Annotated in this window: 22 protein-coding genes and 1 tRNA gene; 10 read left to right on the forward strand and 13 right to left on the reverse strand. The window is 62.3% G+C overall.

Features of this window, described 5'->3' with window-relative positions; genetic code table 11:
- Positions 1 to 4 precede the first annotated feature (4 nt).
- The gene (locus tag ACO06J_RS08785; protein WP_421760321.1) at positions 5 to 838 is read left to right on the forward strand and encodes a hypothetical protein; all 834 of its coding nucleotides are present in this window, start codon (positions 5 to 7) and stop codon (positions 836 to 838) included.
- Between the two features lie 580 nt (positions 839 to 1,418).
- On the opposite strand, the gene ACO06J_RS08790 is transcribed toward ACO06J_RS08785, so the two are convergent.
- The 7 genes from ACO06J_RS08790 to ACO06J_RS08820 form a co-directional block, all read right to left on the reverse strand.
- Positions 1,419 to 2,489 carry an AAA family ATPase gene (locus tag ACO06J_RS08790; protein WP_421760322.1) on the reverse strand — a complete coding sequence of 357 codons (1,071 nt, stop codon included), beginning with the start codon at positions 2,487 to 2,489 and terminating at the stop codon, positions 1,419 to 1,421.
- A 211-nt stretch (positions 2,490 to 2,700) separates the two neighbouring features.
- Positions 2,701 to 2,904 carry a helix-turn-helix transcriptional regulator gene (locus ACO06J_RS08795; protein ID WP_421760324.1) on the reverse strand — a complete coding sequence of 68 codons (204 nt, stop codon included), beginning with the start codon at positions 2,902 to 2,904 and terminating at the stop codon, positions 2,701 to 2,703.
- A 113-nt stretch (positions 2,905 to 3,017) separates the two neighbouring features.
- Complete coding sequence (locus ACO06J_RS08800; RefSeq protein ID WP_421760325.1) at positions 3,018 to 3,707, reverse strand: hypothetical protein; 690 nt, start codon at positions 3,705 to 3,707, stop codon at positions 3,018 to 3,020.
- Positions 3,704 to 4,867, reverse strand: a complete 1,164-nt coding sequence (locus ACO06J_RS08805) for a tyrosine-type recombinase/integrase (RefSeq protein ID WP_421760326.1) — start codon at positions 4,865 to 4,867, stop codon at positions 3,704 to 3,706. Before ACO06J_RS08805 ends, ACO06J_RS08800 begins: the two co-directional genes overlap by 4 nt.
- A 153-nt stretch (positions 4,868 to 5,020) precedes the next feature.
- Positions 5,021 to 5,111, reverse strand: a tRNA-Ser gene (locus tag ACO06J_RS08810).
- A 127-nt stretch (positions 5,112 to 5,238) separates the two neighbouring features.
- On the reverse strand, positions 5,239 to 5,952 hold the full coding sequence (locus ACO06J_RS08815) for a glutathione S-transferase N-terminal domain-containing protein (RefSeq protein ID WP_421760327.1): 714 nt from the start codon (positions 5,950 to 5,952) through the stop codon (positions 5,239 to 5,241).
- Between the two features lie 123 nt (positions 5,953 to 6,075).
- Complete coding sequence (locus tag ACO06J_RS08820; protein ID WP_421760328.1) at positions 6,076 to 6,516, reverse strand: glyoxalase superfamily protein; 441 nt, start codon at positions 6,514 to 6,516, stop codon at positions 6,076 to 6,078.
- Positions 6,517 to 6,800: 284 nt separating this feature from the next.
- Here ACO06J_RS08820 and ACO06J_RS08825 point away from each other — a divergent pair, with 284 nt between their 5' ends.
- Positions 6,801 to 7,568 carry a sulfite exporter TauE/SafE family protein gene (locus ACO06J_RS08825; protein WP_421760329.1) on the forward strand — a complete coding sequence of 256 codons (768 nt, stop codon included), beginning with the start codon at positions 6,801 to 6,803 and terminating at the stop codon, positions 7,566 to 7,568.
- A 311-nt stretch (positions 7,569 to 7,879) separates the two neighbouring features.
- On the opposite strand, the gene ACO06J_RS08830 is transcribed toward ACO06J_RS08825, so the two are convergent.
- Together ACO06J_RS08830 and ACO06J_RS08835 are read right to left on the reverse strand one after the other, a co-directional pair.
- Positions 7,880 to 8,203 carry a LysR substrate-binding domain-containing protein gene (locus ACO06J_RS08830; protein ID WP_421762476.1) on the reverse strand — a complete coding sequence of 108 codons (324 nt, stop codon included), beginning with the start codon at positions 8,201 to 8,203 and terminating at the stop codon, positions 7,880 to 7,882.
- Between the two features lie 364 nt (positions 8,204 to 8,567).
- The gene (locus tag ACO06J_RS08835) at positions 8,568 to 9,038 is read right to left on the reverse strand and encodes a MarR family winged helix-turn-helix transcriptional regulator (protein ID WP_421760330.1); all 471 of its coding nucleotides are present in this window, start codon (positions 9,036 to 9,038) and stop codon (positions 8,568 to 8,570) included.
- A gap of 77 nt (positions 9,039 to 9,115) precedes the next feature.
- On the opposite strand from ACO06J_RS08835, the gene ACO06J_RS08840 reads away from it, so the two are divergent.
- Together ACO06J_RS08840 and ACO06J_RS08845 are read left to right on the forward strand one after the other, a co-directional pair.
- Positions 9,116 to 10,312, forward strand: coding sequence for an HlyD family secretion protein (locus ACO06J_RS08840; protein ID WP_421760331.1), 1,197 nt, complete (start codon positions 9,116 to 9,118; stop codon positions 10,310 to 10,312).
- A 69-nt stretch (positions 10,313 to 10,381) separates the two neighbouring features.
- Positions 10,382 to 11,374: a hypothetical protein gene (locus ACO06J_RS08845; RefSeq protein ID WP_421760332.1), complete on the forward strand. Its 993-nt coding sequence runs from the start codon at positions 10,382 to 10,384 to the stop codon at positions 11,372 to 11,374.
- Positions 11,375 to 11,474: 100 nt separating this feature from the next.
- On the opposite strand, the gene ACO06J_RS08850 is transcribed toward ACO06J_RS08845, so the two are convergent.
- Entirely contained in the window at positions 11,475 to 12,464 is a 990-nt protein-coding gene (locus ACO06J_RS08850) for a DUF930 domain-containing protein (protein ID WP_421760333.1), read from the reverse strand.
- 303 nt (positions 12,465 to 12,767) lie between these two features.
- Between ACO06J_RS08850 and ACO06J_RS08855 the strand changes: the two genes are divergently transcribed.
- The 4 genes from ACO06J_RS08855 (at position 12,768) to ACO06J_RS08870 (ending at position 17,461) form a co-directional block, all read left to right on the forward strand.
- Complete coding sequence (locus ACO06J_RS08855) at positions 12,768 to 14,138, forward strand: amidase (protein WP_421760334.1); 1,371 nt, start codon at positions 12,768 to 12,770, stop codon at positions 14,136 to 14,138.
- A gap of 54 nt (positions 14,139 to 14,192) precedes the next feature.
- Positions 14,193 to 15,080, forward strand: coding sequence for a phosphotransferase (locus ACO06J_RS08860; RefSeq protein WP_421760335.1), 888 nt, complete (start codon positions 14,193 to 14,195; stop codon positions 15,078 to 15,080).
- Positions 15,081 to 15,084: 4 nt separating this feature from the next.
- Positions 15,085 to 15,381 (forward strand): KUP/HAK/KT family potassium transporter, encoded by a 297-nt coding sequence (locus ACO06J_RS08865; protein WP_421760336.1) that lies wholly within the window; start codon positions 15,085 to 15,087, stop codon positions 15,379 to 15,381.
- A gap of 193 nt (positions 15,382 to 15,574) precedes the next feature.
- On the forward strand, positions 15,575 to 17,461 hold the full coding sequence (locus ACO06J_RS08870; RefSeq protein ID WP_421760337.1) for a diguanylate cyclase: 1,887 nt from the start codon (positions 15,575 to 15,577) through the stop codon (positions 17,459 to 17,461).
- Between the two features lie 146 nt (positions 17,462 to 17,607).
- Here the strand turns inward: ACO06J_RS08870 and ACO06J_RS08875 are convergent, their stop codons facing one another.
- The 3 genes from ACO06J_RS08875 to ACO06J_RS08885 form a co-directional block, all read right to left on the reverse strand.
- Positions 17,608 to 19,701 carry a molybdopterin-dependent oxidoreductase gene (locus tag ACO06J_RS08875; protein WP_421760338.1) on the reverse strand — a complete coding sequence of 698 codons (2,094 nt, stop codon included), beginning with the start codon at positions 19,699 to 19,701 and terminating at the stop codon, positions 17,608 to 17,610.
- Positions 19,702 to 19,785: 84 nt separating this feature from the next.
- Entirely contained in the window at positions 19,786 to 21,132 is a 1,347-nt protein-coding gene (locus ACO06J_RS08880) for a sensor histidine kinase (RefSeq protein WP_421760340.1), read from the reverse strand.
- Positions 21,132 to 21,845, reverse strand: coding sequence for a response regulator (locus tag ACO06J_RS08885; protein WP_421760341.1), 714 nt, complete (start codon positions 21,843 to 21,845; stop codon positions 21,132 to 21,134). The genes ACO06J_RS08880 and ACO06J_RS08885 overlap by 1 nt, the downstream gene beginning before the upstream one ends.
- Positions 21,846 to 21,995: 150 nt before the next feature.
- Between ACO06J_RS08885 and ACO06J_RS08890 the strand changes: the two genes are divergently transcribed.
- Complete coding sequence (locus ACO06J_RS08890; protein ID WP_421760342.1) at positions 21,996 to 22,304, forward strand: hypothetical protein; 309 nt, start codon at positions 21,996 to 21,998, stop codon at positions 22,302 to 22,304.
- Between the two features lie 26 nt (positions 22,305 to 22,330).
- Positions 22,331 to 22,639, forward strand: coding sequence for a hypothetical protein (locus ACO06J_RS08895; protein WP_421760343.1), 309 nt, complete (start codon positions 22,331 to 22,333; stop codon positions 22,637 to 22,639).
- Positions 22,640 to 22,666: the final 27 nt, after the last annotated feature.

Raw genomic sequence — 22,666 nt, forward strand, 5'->3', positions numbered from 1 at the left:
CTCGATGAAGTTCAGCAAGGTTGTCGGTGCCCTTTCCATCTTTGTCGGACTTTTGGTTGTCTCTGGTCCTGAGGCGGTGATCGGGCAGGAAGTGGTCTCTGAGATACCGGAGATCATGGCAGTAAAGGCTTCCAAACTTCCAGAAGGACCTCATCCATCTAGGAGCGACGACAACTGCTCAAGCGACTTGTCGAGTCCGACGACCGATGCCGGTCGGTACGTGCTGCAACGCGGTTGGGGTGTCTTGTCAGAAGTCGACATCGGCGAATATCAACTGGTGAGCTTTGCCGGTGAGTTCATTCCCGGCACCAGCGGGACCTGCGCCGTTCGACAAGGCAACATCGGCGTCTTTGACGGATCTCGACTGAAAGCCATCCTATACACCGCAAGTAAGTCTGACGCAGTCATCGGTGCCCTCGTTCCGCTTGAGGGAGGCAACGTTCGGCTCTGGAGTGGCGACTATCTTGGCTACCCGGTGGCAGATATCTCGGTGGGCAGCATAGGCCTGATTGTCGACAAGGTCGCTGCCGAGGACACTTTCTGTAAGGGCACAGTCGTGGTGCCAAACGTCTACGAGTTGCCGATCCCAGAAGCTCGAGACAAACTGCAGGCGGCGGGATGGGAACCGGTCCCGCAGGCTAGGGAGGAGTTTGGCCAGCAGGTCGACTTGCATGACCTCGGTATCACCGAGGCGGTGTTCTGTTCTGGCACCGGCTTCGCTTTCTGCAGCTACGCATACAAGATAAACGGTGCGCACCTCGATGTGACGACGGCCGGCGAGTTATTCGATGGCAATGTGCCAGGCGTCGTCTCCTACGCTGTGACCTGCTCGCCGTAAGTTCCCGCCCGCTGCTCGCGAGATAGTCCAAACTCTAGGTAGCTATTTTCGAGGCTTGCTTCTAGCAGCGTGCCAACGCGACCTTGTGGTCCGGCCGGTTGCCCCTATAGTTTCGAAGTGTACATTTTGGGGGCGCATTTAGTCAGTCCCAGCCGTCATGTTCGAATTGGAGCGACCATCCTTCAACATCCGTCGCCAGGGCAACTGGCTACTTGGCCTGTCCACTTATCCAGCCGCATTGCAAATGCCTGACCCGTTGATATCTCATACCTAGATAGCCAGGCAAAAACGAGGATCGCGAGCACGGCGATCACCATCCAAGCGGTGTTGTTGTTCACGGTAGCTGGACCTCCCAAACTAGAAATAGCCTAACAGCCTACGCTCTCTGATCAACACCCCTAAAGTGGCTTTGGCGAAGGCTGCCCTGTGAAAGGTTGCAACTAGGCGTATGCACTTCGCTTGCAAGCCCGTAGAGCCCGAAACTCTTACCAGCCAGCTTATATGCGCCTGCCGTGTTTCTCGGTCGCATGGCGCCACATATGGCTTCGAAAAGCAGCGGTACTTGTCTAGGGAGCCTCCGCTATGTCGCGCTCTTGGTGTCAGTGTCACCCCCTAGAGAGGGGGGTGACATGACACTAGTTTGAGTAGGTGTCTGATACTGGTTTGACACTGGATTGACACTGACACTGCCCGTGAAGATCAGAGCCTTGCCACCGACCCGTTCGAGGCGCACGCGGGCGGTGTCCTTCAGATCCCTCCAAGCCCGATCGAACTTCGACTCCGAGCCATTTCCTGCAGCGACAAAAGCCTTCTTCAGAGCCCCATGCGTCGCACCCTTGTCCGCAAATTGGGTTTCGAGGATCCAGATGATCGCGTCGGCGTGGGCGCTCTCCAGTCCGAACGCCTCGGCAAGTCCCCCGAGCACAAGGGAACTGGCGCCGTTCGACAAGTCAACCTTCTCCAGAAATGCCGTAACTGTCTTGAATGGCTCATCGTCCTTCATCTTGGAACATGAGAGACTTACCCTCGACATGTCGTCGCCAGACTTTTCACATTGGATCATGACGTCGGCTGCACCCCGAAGGGCGCCAGAGCCGCGTTCCGAAACTCCATCCTTACGGGTGTGATGGATCACCAACACCGTAGCGTCAGTCGCGCGCTTAAGGTCGTCAAAGCCGGCGATGACGACGCCAATCTCCTTGGCGCTGTTTTCATCGACTCCGACTGCCACTCTGGCCAGCGTGTCGACGATGATGAGGCCAGGCGCGAAGCCCTCCGCTGCTAGGTCGCGGACTAGAGCAATAACTTGAGTCGAGTCAGCGACCATCACGGGGTCCGCTACAAAGCGCAGATTCTCTTCACTTATCCCTCGAAGGCGACGATTGGCGCGAAGCCGGTTTTTCAAACCGAGCACGCCCTCTGCGGCGACATAGAGCACCTTCGCCTGCTTCACTGGACGACCAAGCCACTCACCGCCGCTCGCGACGGCCAGAGCCATCGAGAGGGCGACGAACGACTTGCCGCAGCCTGGCTCGCCGTACAGCACAGCGAACGCGGGCGCAGGCAGCACCCCGCGGACCAGCCACTCCAAGTCAGGAAGAGCCTCGATGTCCGCGGGGGAGAGAAGTTTGAAGGTCGATGTGGTCGGCATCAACGATTGTTGGGCTCTGCGGACCAGTCGCAACACCAGTCAGAGTCCTCGACTTTTGGCCAAACCCAAGCCGTACGTTCGAAGTCATCGCAGGGTTTGGGCGGGTGGAGTCTGCACCGTCCGTAGGAGCCGTTGTGGCCGCCCCGTTGAGGCTGCGGTTCGAACGCTCGGCAGTTCGCACAAGTTGCCGCTCGTGTTACGTTTTCCTGGTTCATTTGGCCGCCCCGCCGGTTGAGGCGTTCCGGCCAGCAATGAAGCCCTGAACGTCGGACTCCCGAAAGCGGGTCGAGGCACCTAACTTTACGGGTTGGGGGAAGCCCGGACGGGCTTTTATGAGTCGATAGATTGAGGCGCGGCTTGTGCCTCCAAGCAATCGCGATACATCACGCAAAGTCAGAAGTCGGTCAGTTTCCATCTTGATGCCTTCCTAGATGAGTTGCGCCGGACAGAGGTGCGCGGCGTCATCAGGGAAGATCGGCTGTCAGCGGCTCGGGCGGTACCTGCACGAACTCAATAAATCGGCGCAGTTTATGCCCCGGCCTCGGTACTTGGCCCTTGGCGCCTTTTCAACTCCTCGATCGCGTAGGCGCACGGGCTACGGAATGAGACCTCAACGCCTAACAGCTTGAAGACGGCGCTAACCGCACGAGTAAACGGAGTCGTGGGCTCGTATGAGTTCTTGCCGATGCTGGGTGTTTTTCCTGGCCTCAGTTCGACATATATCTCGGCAACTTGGACAGCGATCAGCCGAGCCTCCATATGGGGGCTCTTTCCAGACCCCGACCAATATTCATTCCTCTCCTGCGTCACCCGATCGCGCTCAGCCTGGAGTTCTGCCTTCACCGTCTGCATGAGGTCGCGATACGTTTGGCGTCCATTTACTGCCAGTCTTGCTTGGCCCCGCTCGTCGAACTCCCCGACAATGATTCCCAAATGTTCATCCAGCCGCTCAAGCACGGATGGTGGAAGTGAACCGAGCTCGACGCTGAGCTGGCCCGTAAGCCCGATCGCAGTTTCTAGGGACCTTAGTGCCTCGGTGGCATCGCCCCTCCTTTCAAAGGCCAAATCGCTACCGAGCCCAAACACCAGGAGGTGTTTGTCGTCGAGCCGGGGCCCGCCGCGCACCTCCAACTGTTGGAGTGCTTGCCTGACCTTTTCTTGCCACTCGACTAAGCTTCTGCCGAGTACCTCCCCCTGTAGAAAGTGTACTTCGGTCATTCCCCACGGTCTCCTACTACGGCATGTTCCGAGTCAGTCACGCAGAACGCCGCCCACCGCGCCATTAGGTCGCGTCGCTTCTCGATGAGGTCGGATCGTCGGTAGGCTCGCTCAACGGCGTTGCCCACCTCGTGCGCCAAGCACATCTCGGCGATTTCCCGCGCCACGTTGCCCTGTTCCTCGGCCCAGTCACGAAAGCTCGACCGAAATCCGTGAACCGTCACATCGCCGCGCCCTAGGCGCCGCATGAGCTGGGTCATCGCCATGTTGGAAAGGCCGCTCTCCCGCCGGGCGCCGGGGAACACGAAAACAGGGTCTTGGTCACTGACCTGCTCCAACACCGCCATCGCCACGTCGCTCAGCGGAACCTTATGTTCACGCTTCGCCTTCATTCGATTGGCGGGCACGATCCAAAGCCTCTCGTTCCAGTTGATCTCGGACCATCGAGCGCCGATCACTTCGCCAGTTCGGGCGGCGGTCAGAATCAAAAAATGCAGCGCCAGCGCCGCAGTGCTTCCACCGACAGTGGGCAGAAACGCCGGCACTTCGCCCCAAGGCATCGCTGCATGATGGGTGACACGATCACGTTGCCGGGCTAGGCCCTTTTCGACCCCTTCGACTGGGTTTACGCCCTCGAAGTGCCCAGCCGTCCTGGCCCAGTCGATAACGGTCCTGACGCGCTGGCGGACCCGGCGTGCGGTCTCGGCCTTCTCGGTCCAGATGGGCGCCAGAACCTTAAGCACGTCCGCCTGCACAACATCTCGCACCGGGATCGACCCGATCAAAGGAAATGCATAGTCGCGGAGCGTATTGATCCATTGCGCCCGGTGCTTGTCGTTCTTGGCCTGCCCGATAACCTGCTCGGCATGGACCTGTCGCGCCGCCTCCTCAAATGTCGGGCACGCGGCCTTGCGCACAAAGAGAGGATCACCGCCGTCCCTGGCGATTTTGCGAGCAATCCGCGCCTTCTCACGGGCCTCAGCCAGTGACACCCACGACACGCCTCCTAGTCCGATATCGCGACGTTTGCCCCTGACCATGGTGCGCAGGATCCACGACTTCCCACCACGTGGACCGATGACGAGAGCGAGTCCCTCGCCGTCGACGTGGTGTCCAGGCGCTGTCAGTGACGCGACGGCCCTTGTCGTAAGCTTGCCCAAACCGGCCGTCTCCTAACACTTCTCCCAACACAGGTTATGAGATCCGGAGCGTTCTGTCGACACAGAATGAGTCGCGCCGAGAACGCTAAAGCCTGATTATGCTGGGCTTTCGAGACGTGCTGAGAAGCTGTGAAACGCAGTGATGTGTGGGGGTGGCGGAGAGGATGGGATTCGAACCCACGAGACCCTTTAGAGGTCTGCGCCCTTAGCAGGGGCGTGCCTTCGACCACTCGGCCACCTCTCCGTCGATGGGCGGTCTAGCCGTTGAACCGGCGATGGGCAAGCGGTTTTTGGCCGATGGGGCAGAGCTGGGGAAAATGAATGGTTTGCCCCAGCTCTGCCCTATCGATGAATGGTAGTTGAACAGCGCCTCAGCGCTGGTTGAAGAGGACCTTTTGGGCGTCCTTGTCGGTGGCGAGATCGGACGTCGGAACGTCACGCTTGATCGCCAGTGCACGCTGCACGGCGGGGCGTGCTGCCATGCGTTCGCGCCACGTGGCGAAGTTTGCGAACTCGACCGGATCGATCTCGTAGCGGAGATAGCTCGAGGACCAATCGAAGGTGGCGATGTCGGCGATGGAGTAGTCGCCGGCCATGTAGTCCTTGCCCAGCGCGAACTGGCGTCCTAGCTGGCCATCGAGGACGCGGAACAGGCGGTGGGTCTCGTCCTGGTAGCGCTTGATGGCGTAGGGAATCTTTTCGGGGGCGTAGACCGAGAAGTGGTTGTTTTGGCCGAGCATGGGGCCGAAGCCGCCGACCTGCCAGAAGAGCCACTCGTCAACCTTGACCTGGTCACGCGTGCCGGCGGGGTAGAACTTGCCGAACTTCAGCGCGAGGTACTTCAGGATGGCGCCGGACTCGAAGATCGAGATCGGCTCGCCGCCCGGACCCTCGGGGTCGACGATGGCGGGGATCTTGTTGTTGGGCGAAATCGCGAGGAACTCGGGCTTGAACTGGTCGCCCTTGCCGATGTCGATCCAGTTGATGTGATAGGGCACGCCCAGCTCTTCGAGGATGATGGAGATCTTCTTCCCGTTGGGCGTCGGGGTGTAATAGAGCTCGATGGGCTTGGTCTGGGTGGTCATGGACAAATCCGGGCTGGTTGGAAGGCGCTGTCCGCCATGTATCGGCATTTGCCGATGGAAAGACAAGCGCTGAGGCCCGAAAATCGTTGACGGCCGCTCGCGGCCGCCGTCAACGCTTGGTGATCACAGCCGGCTGATCCGCATGTGCGGCTCGCGATCGCTGGTGTGGGCGGGCGAGATGCCGTGGATATCCACCGTGGCGGTGACGCGCTGGCGGAAGCTGGAGAACAGCTCGGAAGTGACCACATCGACGGGTTTGTCGAACTTCACGGTCACCTTGTAGTGCTGCATGTCGCTGAGCAGCTGCACGCCGATGACGAGGCCGGTGAAGGGTTGCTTCAGGTACGTGCCCTTGACGCGCTGGCCGACCTGCACGGGCGTGGCTACCCGCTCAGGCAAAGCCGCGACCGCAGTGTTCCAGTCGCGGTAGCCGTGGCTGTGGGCGACTTCTTCGAGTGCGGCACCGTGGGTGAGCGGCGCGCCAGCGAGAGCCCGTTCGGCACGGAGGTGCTTGGCCTCAGCCTTTAGGGTGGTGGCGCTGGGGGTATCGAGTGAAAAGTTCATGACAGTCCTCTTTGACGAGGCGGATCATCCATGGGGCTCGCCTTGCCATGAACCGCCTCACAAAGGGGAGCGATCACGAAAGGGACGCGGGGGTTCCGCGGCTGGACTTCACCATCGGGTTTCCCCGGCGAGCGGCAGGCGCCAGCAGCACGAGGCGTAAATGGGCCCCTGCCCCACAATTGTCAAGCCGGGCCCATTTGCGATGGCGATGGCAGAGATCAATGTTTTGAGTTGGCCGCGCCGCGTCGAGGGCACTAGACAGGCGGCTCGCCGAGGGCTCCCAAGTGTCTGAACTGCTGTTGCTGGTCGCCGGGCTGATTGCCGGAGTGTTGAATACGCTGGCTGGGGGCGGCTCGTTTGTGGTGTTTCCGGCGTTGCTCGCGGTTGGTGTGCCGCCGGTGATTGCCAATGCGTCCAACACCTACGCGGCGCTGCCGGGCTATGCCAGTGGGGCGCTGGGGTTCTGGAAGGACCTCAGAAAGTACAAGGAGCGGTTACTGCCCTATTCGGTGGTGGCGCTGATCTTCGGCTATCTCGGTGCCGAACTGCTGCTGCACGTGTCGAATGCGACGTTCAGCAAGATCGTCCCCTGGTTGATGCTGTTTGCGACGCTGCTGTTTGCCTATGGCGGAGCGATCAACCGGTTTGTGGTGCGGAAATCTGCCGGAATGCGCGGTGCGAAGCTGACCGGGACAATCCTGATCCTGCTGCTGCTCGCGGCGCTTTCGGTCTATGGCGGGTTCTTCAATGCCGGCTTCGGCATCCTGCTGCTGGCGTTCGTTGCGGTGGCGGGGATGAGCGACATCCACGCCATGAACGGCATGAAGCTCTGGATCTCGACGGTGGTGGCGATCGTCGCGGTGATCCGATTTGCGGTCTCGGGCTCGATCGACTGGTACCATGGCTCGATCGCGCTGGTGGGGGTGACCGTGGGCGCCTACGCAGCCGCCCGCCTCGCCCACCGGGTGCCGACGCAATACATCCGGCTGCTGGTGATTGTGTATAGCGCCGGGCTGACGGCGTGGTTTTTCTGGAAGGAGTATGCAGGGTGAAGGGGAACTCCCTGGACTGCAAAGGCAGCCGAACTTAGTTCGGCTGTGGCCGCTCTTAGCCCGAAGCGGACATCACCCCCACAGACGGTGTGGGGGTGTACGAGCCGATATTGGCACGATCCAAAGCCGTTGGACTACACTCATGGCGCGCTTGTACCCAAGTCGGCTCTGGCTGCCGGCCCCAAGCGAAGATTTAACCTTTTCGTCCGGGAAGCATTTTGATCTCCCCGTGAAGCGTTTCGGACTGGCATCGCGGGACTAGCCCGCCCCTTCTCGGATCATCGAGCTAGATGCCAGTTCCGGCGCAGCGGTCATTTCTCGGATGTGCGGGCATTCTGAAGAACCTGTTCAATGTACGTCGTGAAAGTGCGGGCCTTCGCGCTGGCAAGACGTCCTGTCGGGAATACCGCCGACAATTCGAGAGGCGGCAGGGCCCAGTCCTGCATGACCCGACGAACTTGACCGCTCGCCAGCTCCGACGAAAAGAGCCATCCGGAACTAGCAGCCAAGCCCAGACCGGCAAGCACCGCCGAGCGCAGGCCATCAGCTACGAGCTCAACTGCGGATTGAGTGCGAGGAAGGCAGGCAGATGCGCGATCACGTGCAAGCGGCCAAAGGTAACGGCCATCGAGCAGCTCGGAATTTCCGAGAACGGAGTTATTCTGCGAATTTCAATGAGATTTTGGTGCGCCCTAAGAGACATAGATGGGCACTGTAACAATTGGGAGATTTTGGTTGATGTCCCGACGAGATGACGACGCCCCTATGGTATTACTCGTGTCGAGATTGCCGACCTTCAGCACATGAACCGAGTGTTGCGATCTCATTTCATCGAGCTCCGACAAGGCGATCTATCTCGTCTGTTCCGCGCACTGTTGCCTACCAATTTTGAACCACGCGGCATTTGCGCCAATAACGTTGTGTCTGGCGCTGACAAGCCAAAATGGCCAGGTTAATAGTTGAAGTGCGAACTGATCATGAAACGCCAAGCGCTGAAATTCAATCTGCAAGAGTCTTAGCAAACCGCGCAATATCTTCCATGAACCGGGCAATCGTATGCAGGTTTTCTGCAGAGAACGACTGGGTAACTTCGTTGTAGCTCTGTTCGATTGCCTTCAGGCGCTCAAGCGGCTCAGCCGCCTTATCGATATCTAGCTCAATCAGCAGGCTTCTGCGGTCTTCCGGGTTTGGTAGCCGGCGGATGAAGCCGACTGTTTCGAGCCGGTCTAGCAGTGCCGTGCCAGATCCCGACGTCAAGTTTAGATGGGTGATGATCTGCTTAGGACTCACCGGCATCCCCACTCGTTGTAGATACCCGATACAGGCAAGGTCGGTGGGATGAAGGTCCAAGGCTTTGGCAGCGCGATCTCTGGCTGTCTGAGCAATGTCAACGACCTCACGCAGCGCAATTTGGAGCCGCTCCAACATGATCTGGTGTTCGGACTGGTACCTTGACGATGGCTTGTTCATCTATTATCTTTGTGTTCAAGTTAATGTTCGGCCGAGTTAATACGGTCGAACGTTCAGTGGCAAGCGAGAGTAGCGACATGGGTGACAATAGTACGGAAAGGCTTCCACAGACGAGCCCGCCGATGCCAACCCCGGCAGTTCTGGATCAAGCCGGCTCCGCGGTCGCGCATGCCGCCGCGTTGGATACCCCCATCGGATCCGATAAGAAGCGCAAAGGTGGGGCTGGAAAAATTGGCCTCACCATCATCGCGCTGCTGCTTAGCACGATCGCTTGGCATGTCGCTGCGGATCAACTCGCCCCCACTAGCTCGACCGGATCGGTCACGGCCGTTACCGCCCTCGTAGCGCCTCGGGTTGCGGGCCAAGTGCTCGAAGTGCTCGTTGCAGACAACCAAAGCGTCAGGGCCGGGGATCCATTGTTTGCCTTGGACCCAGCGCCCTTTGACCTTGCCGTGCGGCAGGCTGAGGCCAATCTGGAATCCGTGAACCAGACGGTCGGCGCGTCCGTGATCTCACTGGCATCGACCGAGGCAAAGGTTAATCAGGCGCGGGCAGCCCTTGAAAGTACGCGGGTGACCACCGAGCGGACCAAGGGCCTTTTTGATCGTGGGCTGACCTCGCAGGCTCAACTCGACGCAGCCAACGCGCAGCTGGTGTCGGCGGCTTCGGCGGTGGCCGCAGCGGAAGCCGATCTCGGCAGTGCCACGTTACGGGCCGGCGGAACGGCATCGACCAATCCTCAGGTCGAAACTGCACAGGTGCAATTGGAGCAGGCGCGGCTGAACCGCTCTTTTGCTACCATTGCCGCCCCCGCTGACGGCGTTGTCACCAATCTTAAACTAGCCCCAGGCCAGTTCGTGAATGCCGGCACACCCGCATTGACCTTTATCGAAAGCAACAGCCTGTGGGTGATCGTGGACATGCGGGAAAACCAGCTCGCCAATGTTGAAGTTGGCGACGAGGCCAATCTGGTGTTCGACGGCGTGCCCGGCAAAAGCTTCGAGGCCCGGGTGCGAAGCGTCGCCTGGGGCATCGATCCGGGCCGGACTGCCGCCAATGGTCTGCCCCAGAACCAGGCCATGAGCCGCTGGTTCGAGCCAGCCCGCACCATTCCGGTTCATATTGAATTACTCGACCCCCACATCTGGCCCGCAAATGTGCGCGTCGGCTCCAAGGTCAGCGCGCTGGTATTCTCTGAGGGCCGTGACAATTTCGTCGCTGCTGCATCCGCCATGATGCAGAAGTTCTCGTCCTATCTCTCGTTCTTGTACTAACCGGCGATGTTTCTCGCGCCACGGCCGTTGTTGGACGAAGACCCACATTTTGCCTTACGCGCAGCTCTCATGCCGCTCATCGGCATGGTTCTGGCCGCATTCATGCGTTCGCCCCTGCCGATGATCTATCCGGCGATGATGTTTTCCCTCATCGCCGGCAATCGCGGCGCCTTTAATCCTACGAGGGTGTTTGCCGCACCGATTGCCTTCGGCGGCACCATCTGGCTGATGTCAGGTATTGTCGTTCTGCTTCAACCCATTCCTGCCGCCTTGGTACTGGTCATCGGGACAATTTATTTCCTTGCCTTCTATCTGATCCAGAAGACCGGCAATCCGATGGGCATTCTGATCATTGTTGCGGGCGTGCTGATGTCGGTTATGGGGCTAGGGTCCTATCCCGCGATGAATTTTCTGCGAGCGGAACTAACCAAAGCAGCGCTTTGCAGCGCAGTGGTTATTCCCATTCTTTATACGCTGTTGCCGCCGACCACCGCCGAGCTAAAGGTCGACAAACCGGAGCCTGCAGTTGGTTACGGCTGGGGTACTCGTGCCGCCATCCGCACCGGCGTGCTGCTGTGCTATTCGGTGTTTCTCTACACCTTCATCGACTTCTCCAACATGATGCTGGCCGTCGCCGGCATGTTCGTGCTCGCTCATTCGACGCGGCGCTCAATCTGGGCCGAGACCGGGCAACGGATGTTCTCGGTGTTTCTGGGCGGCACTATCGGGCTGTCCATCCTGACGATCATGACGGTAGCCGGCCATCTCAGCGTGCTGATGTGCCTGGTTTTCCTCGGAACCTATTTTCTGGGCCACAAGATGATGACCGGGCGCCTGCCGCCGATGGCTTATCAGGACGCCACTTCGGTCATGTTGTCGCTGGTCTTCAGTGCCTTGGCCACCGCAGAGCCGACATTCGCCTTCGTTCAGCGCGCCGGCCTGACCATAGCCGGTACGCTTGTGGCGGCCCTTGTCGTCTCCATCCTCGACATCCTTTTTGTGAAAGAACCCACCACTATGTCCGAGGCTATCGCCGATCGTAACGCGGTCGAGAACCTGTAGCGATCGCCCAAACCAAATATCCGGGTCCACGCGGACACGGCGCGTCTGTACCGAACGAGCGAGCGGCGGCGTGCGTGGTTCCTGGCGCCTGCCGTTCCGGCTAGGTCTTGTTCAGTCGAGCGAGCACCGCGTCCGTTACGTCGGTGCCGAGCCGATAAGAAAAGGCGGTGACACGCGTGAGGTCGTCGCTGAGCGTGCAGTCGAAGGCGAGGCCATACCACCTTTCTCCGGAGCGGAAGATCGCGCCGCTCGCTGCGAGGCGCGTGCTTGTGATCTCTGACCTGGCATAGGCTTCCGCCATCACCACGTCGGGCGCGAAGCCCTGCCCGGCATTGCCGATTTGGGCCAGGGCCTCAATATTGCAGGTTTGCGCGAGCCGCTTTTCGGGCGACAGCGTTTCGAGCATCGCGCGCGCCCGCGCCATGCTGGGCACACTCAGCATCGACTTGAGATAGAAGTGTTTGGCGCTGTGCAGCGCGCCCAGTTCAAGGGTCGCGACATCAGGCTCCGCAGACGGGGCGGGCGAGGCTGTTCCTTCCACCACCTCGCCGGTGTCGGCCGTGACCGCGGCGACGGCTTGATCCGGCACGCTGGCTGGGGCCGTCAGCCCTTTAACTCTGGGGCGCATTAGCGGGATCGGCGGCACCTCCGCTGTGGGGGTCTCCGCACCCCGCACCGGCTCCGATGCTTCGGGGGCTGGGGCCTTGGGTACGGGCTTGGGGGCCGCCGTTTCGGATGGCGTTTCCGTTGGAGTTATCACCGCCGCCGATGCAACTGGAGGCGGTGCTTGCTCCGCCGGTGGCGGTTGGGCCGAAGTCGGCTTGGCTGGCGGCGCGGTCGCCGCCGACTCTTCCTCCTTTGGCTTTTCCGCAGGCTGCGCGCTGGCGCTGACGGGATCGGGCGGCGGCACCAGTTCCACGTCGATGGCCGGCGGTGGTGCGGCATCGGCGCGGCCAGGCGGCGGCTGCCAGAGAAAGAACGCCAGCAGCCCCACATGCAGCATTGCTGAGACCATCGTGCCCCAGACGGTCGAGGAGTTACGCCTTGGCGGCTCGGGGAGCGTCGGCTCGGGCGGCGTGAGTTCGCTCATGGTTCAGCCTTTGCCATGACGATTGTGTCGCTTGCGGGACGTCCGGTGGGAGGCGCAACGACATTTTGCGCTCCCTAGGGACTAACTGGCAATGGCCAATAGGGACCAGAGCAATGCAAGGGCGTGTGGGCGTTCGCTGCTGGCGCGAAGGGACCCTGCCCCACGCATATTGACCCGGCGTAGAGTGCACTTGTCGGGTGGTGTCGGCGCGAGGTCCGGCATAGGCTCGACGACATTGCAGAGAGACTGGATTACAAGATGGCGTGCTCACTTCAGTTCGTCACGGCCGGGCAATAAGCTGGCATGACAGACCTTGTTTATGCATCGGCGCATGTGCTCGCGTCGCAAATTGCTGCGCGTGAGATCAGTGCGGTGGAGGTCGTCTCCGCTGCAATCGAACGCGCCGAAGCGGTGCAGTCGCGCGTCAACTGCATTGCCATCCCGCTCCATGACGAGGCGTTGGCGGCGGCGAGGGCGGCGGATGCGAGGCAGGCGCGGGGCGAGGTGCTCGGGCCGCTGCATGGCGTGCCGATCACCATCAAGGACGGCGTCGCTACTGCCGGGCATGTGAACAGTTTCGGGTCGGCGTCAAAGCAGAACGACATCGCCGCAGTAGACGACATCGTGTGGCAGCGGCTGAAAGCGGCTGGCGTCATCCTGATCGGCAAGACGACGGCGCCCGAGTTCTTCCACAGGATCACCACCGACTCCCCTCTCTACGGCGTGACGCGCAATCCTTGGTCGCTGGCGCACAGCCCTGGCGGCTCGAGCGGCGGCGCGGCGGCAGCGCTGGCGGCGGGGGTTGGCGCGCTGGCGGTGGGGTCGGATGGTGGTGGATCGCTCCGCTGTCCCGCGGCATGGACGGCGACGGTGGCGATAAAGCCGACCATGGGGCGCGTGCCGCATGGCAGCTTTTCCAACACGTTCTCGAATTACTCGACGATCGGCCCGATGGCCCGAAATGTCCGCGATCTGAGCACCATGCTCGATGTGATGGCGGGACCGGCAGCGGCCGACTCAGCAAGCATCGGCCGGACCGTGGTGGCGCACGACGCTGCCCAGCGGTTGAGGATCGGCGTGCTGCGGTTGGCGAATGTCGATGCAGAGGTGGGGCGAGCGACCGACGCGGCCATCGGCCAGCTGGCGGACGGCGGGGCGGAGATCGTTGACTTCGATGGCAGCATCCTCGATGGCGCGTTCGACTGCTACCGGGTGATCTCGTCAGTGGGCCAGGCGACGCGGCTGCGCACCACGCCGGCTGCGGCCCAGGCGCTCTGGACGGAGAGCTTTCGGGCCCTGGTGGCCGAAGGGGTGACCTACTCGGCGGTGGACTACGAAGTCGCCCAGCAGCGGCGGACGGGGCTGTTTCGTGCCATGCAGGCGCTGTTCGAGAGCATCGACGTGCTTGCGTCGCCCGTATCGACGACGCCGCCGTTTCTCGTTGAGGCGGAGAGTTCGGTCGGCAGCGACGCATATGCCGTTGCGGCGGCGGCGCTCTATCCGTTCAACCTGACCGGGCATCCGGCCCTGTCAGTTCCGTGCGGGTTCACCGGTCAAGGGCTGCCGGTCGGGCTTCAACTCGTTGCGCCGTGGTACCACGAGGCCCGTCTGCTGGCGCTGGCGGCACGGCTTGAACCAGACCAGCTCTGGGATGGAAGGCGGCCGGAGCTATGATGGCTCTATGTCCGTGAGGCTGCTGGCGGCTGCCTGCAAATTGGTGCTCGAACGATGCATGACGATCAGCTTCACATAGACGCGGCGATGGCGCGCGAGATGATCGCATCGCAGTTTCCGCACTACGGGAGCGAACCTGTCGTGCAGCTTCGCGGCTTTGGCACCGTCAACGCGATCTTCCGTGTGGGAGATAGCGTCACCGCGCGATTTCCGCTGCAGCCGCAAGAGCCGACAGCAGCGGCAGCTCAGCTGGCGGCTGAGGCCGCGGCGGCCGACGAGTTTGCTGACAATGCCACTGTTTCGGCACCGCGATCGCTTGGACTCGGTCGGCCCGGGCCTGGCTATCCGATGCCCTGGACGCTGCAGAGCTGGATCGAGGGCGAGATGACAACGCCGGATAGGCTTGCCGCATCGGATGCGTTCGCGACCGATATTGCCCGGCTGATTGCCAAGTTGCGCAGCGTTGATGTTCGGGGACGGCCATTCAGCGGTGTGGGTCGCGGCGGCGACCTCAAGAAACATGACACGTGGATGGCAACCTGCTTTGCCAACAGCGGCGACCTCAGCGACCTGCCGAGGCTGCGCGAGCTGTGGGCGCGCTGGCGGGACCTGCCCGCCGGTGGCGCGAACCGGATGAACCACCAGGACCTGATCCCAGCCAACCTCCTGGTGCGCGACGGCCGGCTCGTGGGCGTGCTCGATGCTGGCGGTTTCGGGCCGGCTGACCCGGCGCTTGATCTGGTCGTGGCCTGGCATCTCTTCGACGGAGACCGCCGGAGGCTCATTCGCGACTACCTTGGCTCCGACGATGTCGAATGGCAGCGCGGCGCGGCGTGGGCCTTTGTGCAGGCCATGGGCCTCCCCTGGTATTACTGCACCAGTAACCCGCCGATGGCTGCGCTTGGCCGCAACACTTTGGCGCGGTTGGTGACAGGTGTGTGAGCCGGTGCCCGGCCCGCTTTGGCACGCAAGTATCTCAGCGGTTTTTGGTCCGGTAATGGCTTTCTGGTTCATCTGTCTTGGCCTTTTCGGCCTAGCACAGATCGTCGGTCAGCCGCAGATTCTGTTGAGTGTGAGCCCCTACCTGTCCCGTCGCACCCTCAAACCCTCCTCGAAGGGTGGCATGCCACTCTGGATGGACCGGGTCTTTATCGCCCTGTCGAAGAACGCGACCGATGCCACGGAGTACTTCCACATTCCGACAGGTCGGGTCGTCGAAATCGGAACGCAGGTCGTCCTGTAGGCTGCTCGCCTCGGTATGACAGATCTAGAAAGACAGCCGGACCCGAGTATTTCTGATCCGGCAAAGCTCGCTATTTTTCAGGTCCAGTTGTAATCGAGCAGCGTTTCGGCAAATCCTGGGCGGGGTTATAGATCACCGTTAACCCCTCACTAGTTTGCGACGTCTAGAGTGCCTCAAGAAAAGAGGCCGTCCGATGTGGCAGACGCTGTTCGCAAACTTTGCCGTAGTGGGGCTGTTCGTGTCGGCATGGCTGCAGGCACAGGACAGGCTCAGGACTGTGCGGCGTCGCGGCCGGCGGTTGCTGTTTGGACTGTTCATGGGTTGCGGCGCGATCGCATCGATGTTGCTGGCAATCGAGTTCCAGCCTGGCGTGTTCTTTGACCTTCGCTCGACGTTCATTGCCCTCGCAGGATTTTTAGGTGGACCGCTTGGTGCCGGAGTCGCGGCGATCATTGCGATTGCCTATCGGGTCACGCTGGGCGGTGCGGGCCTTGCGGGCGGACTGGTCGGTGTCGCGGTTGCGGCTTTGACCGGTTTGGCCGCGCAGCGGCTGATTGGGCGAAAGACCCCTACCCTCATTCAAACCATTGCGTTTGCTGCGGGTTCAGCCACGCTGCCGTTGGTGAGCCTTGCGGTGCTGTCGCCGGTGGTGAGAGACCACGCGCTGAGTGGGGCGGTGCTGCCCATGGTTCTGGTCGGCTTTGCCGCCACGCTGTTTGCGGCACTGAGCATTGCGCGGTCACGGCGGCATGTTGAAGAGCGCAAGCTGCTACTGGCAGCGCTGCACCAGGCGCCGGACTACCTTTATGTGAAGGACCGCGAGAGCCGGTTTGTGGCGGTCAATGAAGCGGTGGCGAGGGTCAACGGCGTGACCTCTCCCGATCAGCTGTATGGAAAGACGGATTTCGACCTGGTGGCACCAGAGCGCGCCGCCCGGCTGTTCGCCGAAGAGCAGCGCGTCATGGGATCGGATGGAGCTGCCCTTGATGTCGAGGAGATGGTCGAAACCGACGGTGTCGACCGCTGGTTTATCACATCGAAGTCTGCTGTTCGGAACATTGACGGCGAGGTGCTCGGGCTGACGGGCGTGACGCGCGATGTCACCGAGAAAAAGCGGCTCGAAGAGGCGTTCATCCGAAGCGGCGATCAGTTGAACCTGGTGCTTTCGGAGATGTCGGACGGCATCGCGCTGTTTGAGGACACAGGCCGGTTGGCTTTCGCCAATGACCAGTATCGCAAGTTGTTCCCGCTGACGTCGGACCTCCGAGTGCCGGGGGCACAGCTGCGTGACATTTTGGACGCCGCCTATCGGCGCGGCGAACAGCTTAGTATCCCCCCGGCCGGACTCCAGCCCTGGATTGAGAGCGTTCTGGGCGCGCTGAAGACAGGCGGAGTCGAGGAAGTGCACCTCTACGACGGCCGCTGGCTCTATGTCCGCACCAAGCCGATCGAGGCGGGTGGCGCGACGGTTATCGTTTCCGACATTACCGAGATCAAGCGGGCAGAGGCCGGCCTGATGGCACTTACGGACCAGCTACAACTGCTGGCGCGCACCGATGGCCTGACAGGGCTGCTGAACCGCCGCAGTTTTGATGAGGAACTGGACAAGGAAGTCGCCCGAACGCGCCGCAACGGGATGCCGATCGGACTGATCATGGTGGATATTGATCGCTTCAAGCTGTTCAACGACCGGTATGGCCACCCCGCCGGCGATGAATGCATCAAGAAAGTCGCGACAACGCTGCGAACTGCGGCGAGGCGGCCGGCGGATCTCGCAGCGCGATATGGCGGCGAAGAGATGTGCCTGATCCTGCCTGACACCGACGACGCTGGCGCTTTCGCGCTGGCAGAGCAGTTGCGGCTGGCGGTGCGGGGGCTGGCGATCGAGCATGCGGACAGCGAGAAGGGTCTCGTGACCATCAGCCTCGGGGTCGCCACGTACTCCGCCAACGAACCCGCACGGTCGGGTGAGGTGCTGGTGGCACGCGCCGACGAGGCGCTCTACATCGCCAAGGACGCGGGCCGTGACCGGGTGATGGGGTGGAGCGACCGCCACACAGCGCGGGCGGCGCATCAATAGCGTTGCGGGCAGCAAGTAACGGCCAGATTGGCCGGGAGACCGAGTCAGGCGGAGAGCGTGTTACCCCCTCCACCGTAGACAGTCCCCCTCCACCGCCTTTGGCGGTTCCCTCCCCCCGTGAACGGGGGAGGATCAGGAGGGGGCCGTTACTGGACCCGTTTCACCCAGACTGACGTGTCGTGGAAGGCGGCGCCGCCGAAGGGGCGGACGGGGTCTGAACCGATGAGGGTGTTGATGCCGTTGCCGTTGCGGTGGGCGGCGTTGGGGTGAAGCCCTTCAGCAATGAGGACGCCGCGTTGCATGCCGTCGAACAGGGTGGCGGTGAGTTCGACTTCGCCACGGTGATTGCCGACCAGCACGGGGGTATCCTGGCCAATGCTGTATTCCGCTGCGTCGGCAGGGTGGATCATCAGTGTGGGCGTCGGGTGGCGCTTCTGGCTGCCGGGGGTTTCGGCGAAGCTTGAATTGAGGAAGGCGCGTGCCGGGCTGGTGGCGAGGCGGAACGGGGTGATGGCATCGACGCGCTCGGTGACGTCCCAATGGTCGGCAAAGCGCGGCATTTCCGAGGGATCGCAGACCCAGTTGTAGCCCTTTTTGACCGCGACCTCACGCCAGGCGGGGGCGAACTTGTAGCGACGGTCGGGCCAGGCAAAGCCATTGGCAAAGCGGGAGTCGGCGTCGGACACCTTGCTTTCGACAAAGCCGGTTTCGGCGATGGTGTCGAGCTCGCCGAGGCCGGAGCGGCGGAGGGTATCGGCGACCATTTCGCGGTCTGTCATATGCAGTGACGGATGCTCGACGCCGAGGCGGCGGAGCAGCTCGTTGACGACCTCGAAATTGGAGCGGGCCTCGCCCGGCGCTTCGATGACCTTGGGGCCGAACAACACGCGGGTATGGCCGCCGCGGCGGTAGTAGTCGTTGTGTTCGAGGAACATGGTGGCGGGGAGGACGATGTCCGCCATCTTCGCCGTATCGGTCATGAACTGTTCGTGGACGACGGTGAACAGGTCTTCGCGAGCGAAGCCGGCGCGGGTGAGCCCCTGCTCCGGGCTGACGTTCATGGGGTTGGTGTTCTGGATGAACAGCGCCTTGACCGGGCCGCCGCCGCGCAGGGCTTTCGGATCGCCGGTGAGGACGGGGCCAATCTCGCTCATATCGAGCTCGCGCGGGTTGCCGTGCTTGAGCGAGATGCCTTCGAGGAGGGATTTGTCGAGCTTCCAGGCGCCGGAATTGGTGTGGAACGCACCACCGCCGCGATGCTGCCAGGCACCAGTCATGGCTGGGATCGACAGCGCGGCGTGCATGGCGGTAGCACCGTTGCGTTGGCGGGTGAAGCCATAGCCGAGGCGGAAGAAGGTCTTTGAGGTGGTGCCGACCAGGTGGGCAAAGGCCTCGATTTCGGCGACCGTGAGGCCGGTGATGGCGGCTGCCCATTCGGGGGTGCGGGTTTGGAGGTGGGCCTCGAACTCGGGCGAGAAATCGGTGTGGGTGGCCATGTAGGCGCGATCGGCAAGGTTGTCGCGCAACAGGATATGCATGACGGCGACTGCAAGCGCACCATCGGTGCCGGGGCGAACGACGAGGGCGAGGTCGGCCTGCTCCATGGTGCTGTTGCGGTAGATATCGATGGCGACGAGCTTGGCGCCGCGCTCCTTGCGGGCGCGGATGGCGTGGGTCATGACGTTGACCTGGGTGGTCACGGCATTGGTGCCCCAGATGACGACGCAATCGCTCTCGGCCATCTGCTCGGGATTGGGGCCGGCGAGGAGGCCGGTGCCGGCGAGATAGCCGGGCCAGGCGGTGCCGGTGCAGATGGTATCGTATTGCAGCGAGTAGCCGCGGGCGAGGCGCAGGCGCTCGATGCCGTCGCGGTGCACATGGCCCATGGTGCCGGCGTAGAAATAGGGCCAGATCGCCTCGGGGCCATCCTCGGCCTCGATGGCGAGGAATTTCGCGACGATCTCGTCCAAAGCCTCGTCCCAACTGATGCGGGAGAAGCTGCCGGAGCCCTTGGGGCCAGTGCGGCGCATTGGGTAGAGCAGCCGTTCGGGATGATGGACGCGCTCGGCGTAACGGGCAACTTTTTCGCAGATGACGCCGGCGGTGTAGGGATCGTCCTTGGCACCGCGCACCCGGCCGATGGTGTTGGAATCAATGATCTCGACGTCGAGCGCGCAGGTGGAGGGGCAATCGTGCGGGCAGACGGAGCGGGCGATGCGGGGCGTGGTGATGGCGTTCATGGCGATGAGTTTAGGCGCATGGGGACGCGTTGTCAGTGGGTGCGGCGATGAAATGGTGTGATGGGAGCGATCAACGAAACGCCGTCAAGCAGATGCTGCCAGCGGCAGGGTCACGGTGAAGATACTGCCGCCCCCTGCCCGGTCGGTGATGGTGATGGTGCCTGAGTGGCGGTCGAGGATCTGGCGGACGATGGCGAGACCGAGGCCGGTGCCGCCGTGCTCGCGGCTGCGGGAGGTTTCGAGGCGGTAGAAGGGCTCGAAGATCAGTTCGCGTTCGGCGGTGGGGATGCCGGGGCCACGGTCGGCGATGGCGATGCTGGCCGTGCCGGCGCTGGCTGAAACGGTAACATCGGCGGCGTGGCCATACTTGATGGCGTTCTGGACGAGGTTGTCGAGGAGGCGCCGGAGCGGGGTTTCGCCGATAGCGAGGACCAGCGGCGGGTGGCCGGACCAGTCGATGGCGTCGGGGGATAGCGCGGCAATGGCGTCGAGCAGCTTTGCCACGTCCGTGCGGCCGCCGTCGGCAGAGGAACTGGCCGAGGCGAAGGCCAGGGTCTCTTCGATGAGCGCCTGCATGGCCTCGACATCGGTGATCGCCTTGTTACGGGTCTCACCCTCATCGAGCAGTTCGAGGCGCAGGCGCAGGCGGGTGACCTGGGTGCGGAGGTCATGCGACAGGCCAGCGAGGATGAGGGCACGATTCTTGAGCAGCGCCGCGATCTGGCGCTGCATGGCATTGGTGGCGCGGATCAGGGTGCGCAGTTCGGGGGCACCCCGCTCTTCGAGCTCAACCGGCACAGCGCTTTTGCCAAAGGCGTCGACACTGGCGGCGAGAGTTTTGAGGGGGCGGGTTTCGCGAAGGACGGCGAGGACAGCAACCAGCAGCACGATAAGGCCGAAGACACCGCCAGCCACGGTGAGGATTGAGCCGAAAACGAAGGAGTCCACCTCGCTATCTGGGACGATGACGAGGTAACCGTCATTGTCCTTCAGCGCGACGGTGATGCGCATGTGGCTGCCGAAGAGGTTGGCGAGGGGGCCGCGCTGGGTGGCGGTGTCGGGGGTGTTGGGCAGATAGCTGACATCGAGCCGGCGCGCCGCGATGCCCTCGTCGGCGATGCGGCGGGCGATGGATGAGGCGGTGAAGCGCAGAAGCACGCCGCGATCCTGATGCGGAGGCGCCTCCTGCACCAGTTCGACCGAGAAGCGGCCGGCGTTTAGAAACTCGAGCGCGAGGGCCTGGCGGCGGGGTGGAAGGCGATCGAAAAGACGGACAAGGCCTGCAACTTCGCGTGCAAAAGACGGGCGAATTCCCCCCAAAGTCAGTCCATCGTCGCGCGAAAGCTGTACCGCTAGCGCCACCATCTGCAAAAGGAAGAGCGCTCCGGCAACGATGAGGACGAGGCGGACGGGAAGCGAGATGCGACCCATCACGCTGTCTCGATGGAGATGGCGAAGAGGTAGCCGCCATTGCGCACGGTGGTGATGGCGGCGACGACGCTGGGGGCGGTGTCGGCGAGCTTGGAGCGCAACCGCGACACTGTGACGTCGATGGTACGGTCGAGCGGATCGGCCTGGCGGCCACGGGTCCAATCCAGCAACTGGTCACGGGTGAGAACGCGGCGCGGACGCTCGATGAAGCAGGCGAGAAGATCAAACTCGGCGGTGGTGAGAGAGACCGTGGCGCCGGAATGAGTGGCGACGCTGCGCCCATCCAGATCGACGACCAGCTCGCCGCAGAGGCGCCGGGTGGTACTGGGTGGTGCAGGCTCACGGTGGTTGGTACGGCGCAGCAATGCGCGGATGCGGGCGAGCAGTTCGCGCGGGTTGAAGGGCTTGCCGAGATAGTCATCGGCGCCGAGTTCGAGGCCGACGATCTTGTCGATATCACCGGATTTGGCGGTGAGCATTATGATGGGCACCATGCTTTCGGCGCGGATGCGGCGGCAGATGGAGAGGCCGTCTTCGCCCGGCAGCATCAGATCGAGGATGATCAGGGCCGGACCGAAGCTGGTGATGGTCTGGGTGGCGAGCTTGCCGGAGTCGAGCGCGCGAACAAGGTAGCCCTCACGCGAGAGGAACTCGCTGAGCAGCGCCCGGATGTCGGGATCGTCTTCGATGACGAGGAGGCGCGTTTCGTCCATACCGACCTTTTTGGGCGCTGGGGGCGGAAGGGGCAATCGTGGTCCCCGGCGCTGTAACAAATCGTTACACGAGAGGGCGTTGCTGCAAAACCGGTGCAAAGGACGGCGCACAGTCTCATGGGCATCGAGACCCCAGCAAGGAGACTTCAAATGCGCAACATTCTCATCGCTTCTATCCTCGTCGGTACGGCGGCCTTCGGCAGCATTGGCGAGGCAGCCGCCTTCCAGCGGAATGGCAGCCTGCAGACCAGCCGTGGCACGATCACCAGTTCGGCTGACACCTACTGCTTTGAAGGCACCTGCTACCGCGAGGCGCAGTTGACCGGGATCAACGGCAACACGCTGCAGCAGAGCGGCCAGTGCACCGTGACTTCGCCCGGTGTCTGGGCCTGCGAGGGCAAGTGGGTCGGGCCGAAGGGTGGTTCAGCGTCGCATAGCGGCACCTGGATCCACAACTGATCGAGGTTCCGCAAGGAGGACCCAATATGCACAAGATGATTGTTGCGGGGGCCGCGACGCTGTTCACCGCCCTCGCCGGAATTGGCAGCGCTTCGGCGTTTGAGCGGCACTTCACGATCCAGACGGCCAACGGCGTGTTGACGGGAACCGCCCAGATGCATTGCTCGAATGGGAAATGCGAGCGGCAGCTGAAGATCAAGACGGCTGATGGCGAGACGCTGCTCAGGACGAGCTCGTGCGTCAAGGATGCGCCCAGGGTGTGGACATGCACAGTGAAGGGCTCGACTCCGCAGGCGGCCGGGAGCGGCAAGAGTTTTACGCTTACGGTCAACTGACCGTGCGAAGCGGCCGATGAGGCCGTG

It is taken from the genome of Devosia sp. (assembly GCF_965229025.1).
Lineage (GTDB): Bacteria > Pseudomonadota > Alphaproteobacteria > Rhizobiales > Devosiaceae > Devosia_A.

Excerpts from the sequence above, each read along its gene's own strand:
- ACO06J_RS08785 (WP_421760321.1), top strand. The coding sequence starts at position 5 with ATGAAGTTCAGCAAGGTTGTCGGTGCCCTTTCCATCTTTGTCGGACTT.
- ACO06J_RS08790 (WP_421760322.1), bottom strand. The coding sequence starts at position 2,489 with ATGCCGACCACATCGACCTTCAAACTTCTCTCCCCCGCGGACATCGAG.
- ACO06J_RS08795 (WP_421760324.1), bottom strand. The coding sequence starts at position 2,904 with ATGGAAACTGACCGACTTCTGACTTTGCGTGATGTATCGCGATTGCTT.
- ACO06J_RS08800 (WP_421760325.1), bottom strand. The coding sequence starts at position 3,707 with ATGACCGAAGTACACTTTCTACAGGGGGAGGTACTCGGCAGAAGCTTA.
- ACO06J_RS08815 (WP_421760327.1), bottom strand. The coding sequence starts at position 5,952 with ATGACCACCCAGACCAAGCCCATCGAGCTCTATTACACCCCGACGCCC.
- ACO06J_RS08820 (WP_421760328.1), bottom strand. The coding sequence starts at position 6,516 with ATGAACTTTTCACTCGATACCCCCAGCGCCACCACCCTAAAGGCTGAG.
- ACO06J_RS08835 (WP_421760330.1), bottom strand. The coding sequence starts at position 9,038 with ATGAACAAGCCATCGTCAAGGTACCAGTCCGAACACCAGATCATGTTG.
- ACO06J_RS08840 (WP_421760331.1), top strand. The coding sequence starts at position 9,116 with ATGGGTGACAATAGTACGGAAAGGCTTCCACAGACGAGCCCGCCGATG.
- ACO06J_RS08845 (WP_421760332.1), top strand. The coding sequence starts at position 10,382 with ATGCCGCTCATCGGCATGGTTCTGGCCGCATTCATGCGTTCGCCCCTG.
- ACO06J_RS08850 (WP_421760333.1), bottom strand. The coding sequence starts at position 12,464 with ATGAGCGAACTCACGCCGCCCGAGCCGACGCTCCCCGAGCCGCCAAGG.
- ACO06J_RS08855 (WP_421760334.1), top strand. The coding sequence starts at position 12,768 with ATGACAGACCTTGTTTATGCATCGGCGCATGTGCTCGCGTCGCAAATT.
- ACO06J_RS08860 (WP_421760335.1), top strand. The coding sequence starts at position 14,193 with ATGCATGACGATCAGCTTCACATAGACGCGGCGATGGCGCGCGAGATG.
- ACO06J_RS08870 (WP_421760337.1), top strand. The coding sequence starts at position 15,575 with ATGTGGCAGACGCTGTTCGCAAACTTTGCCGTAGTGGGGCTGTTCGTG.
- ACO06J_RS08875 (WP_421760338.1), bottom strand. The coding sequence starts at position 19,701 with ATGAACGCCATCACCACGCCCCGCATCGCCCGCTCCGTCTGCCCGCAC.
- ACO06J_RS08880 (WP_421760340.1), bottom strand. The coding sequence starts at position 21,132 with ATGGGTCGCATCTCGCTTCCCGTCCGCCTCGTCCTCATCGTTGCCGGA.
- ACO06J_RS08885 (WP_421760341.1), bottom strand. The coding sequence starts at position 21,845 with ATGGACGAAACGCGCCTCCTCGTCATCGAAGACGATCCCGACATCCGG.
- ACO06J_RS08890 (WP_421760342.1), top strand. The coding sequence starts at position 21,996 with ATGCGCAACATTCTCATCGCTTCTATCCTCGTCGGTACGGCGGCCTTC.
- ACO06J_RS08895 (WP_421760343.1), top strand. The coding sequence starts at position 22,331 with ATGCACAAGATGATTGTTGCGGGGGCCGCGACGCTGTTCACCGCCCTC.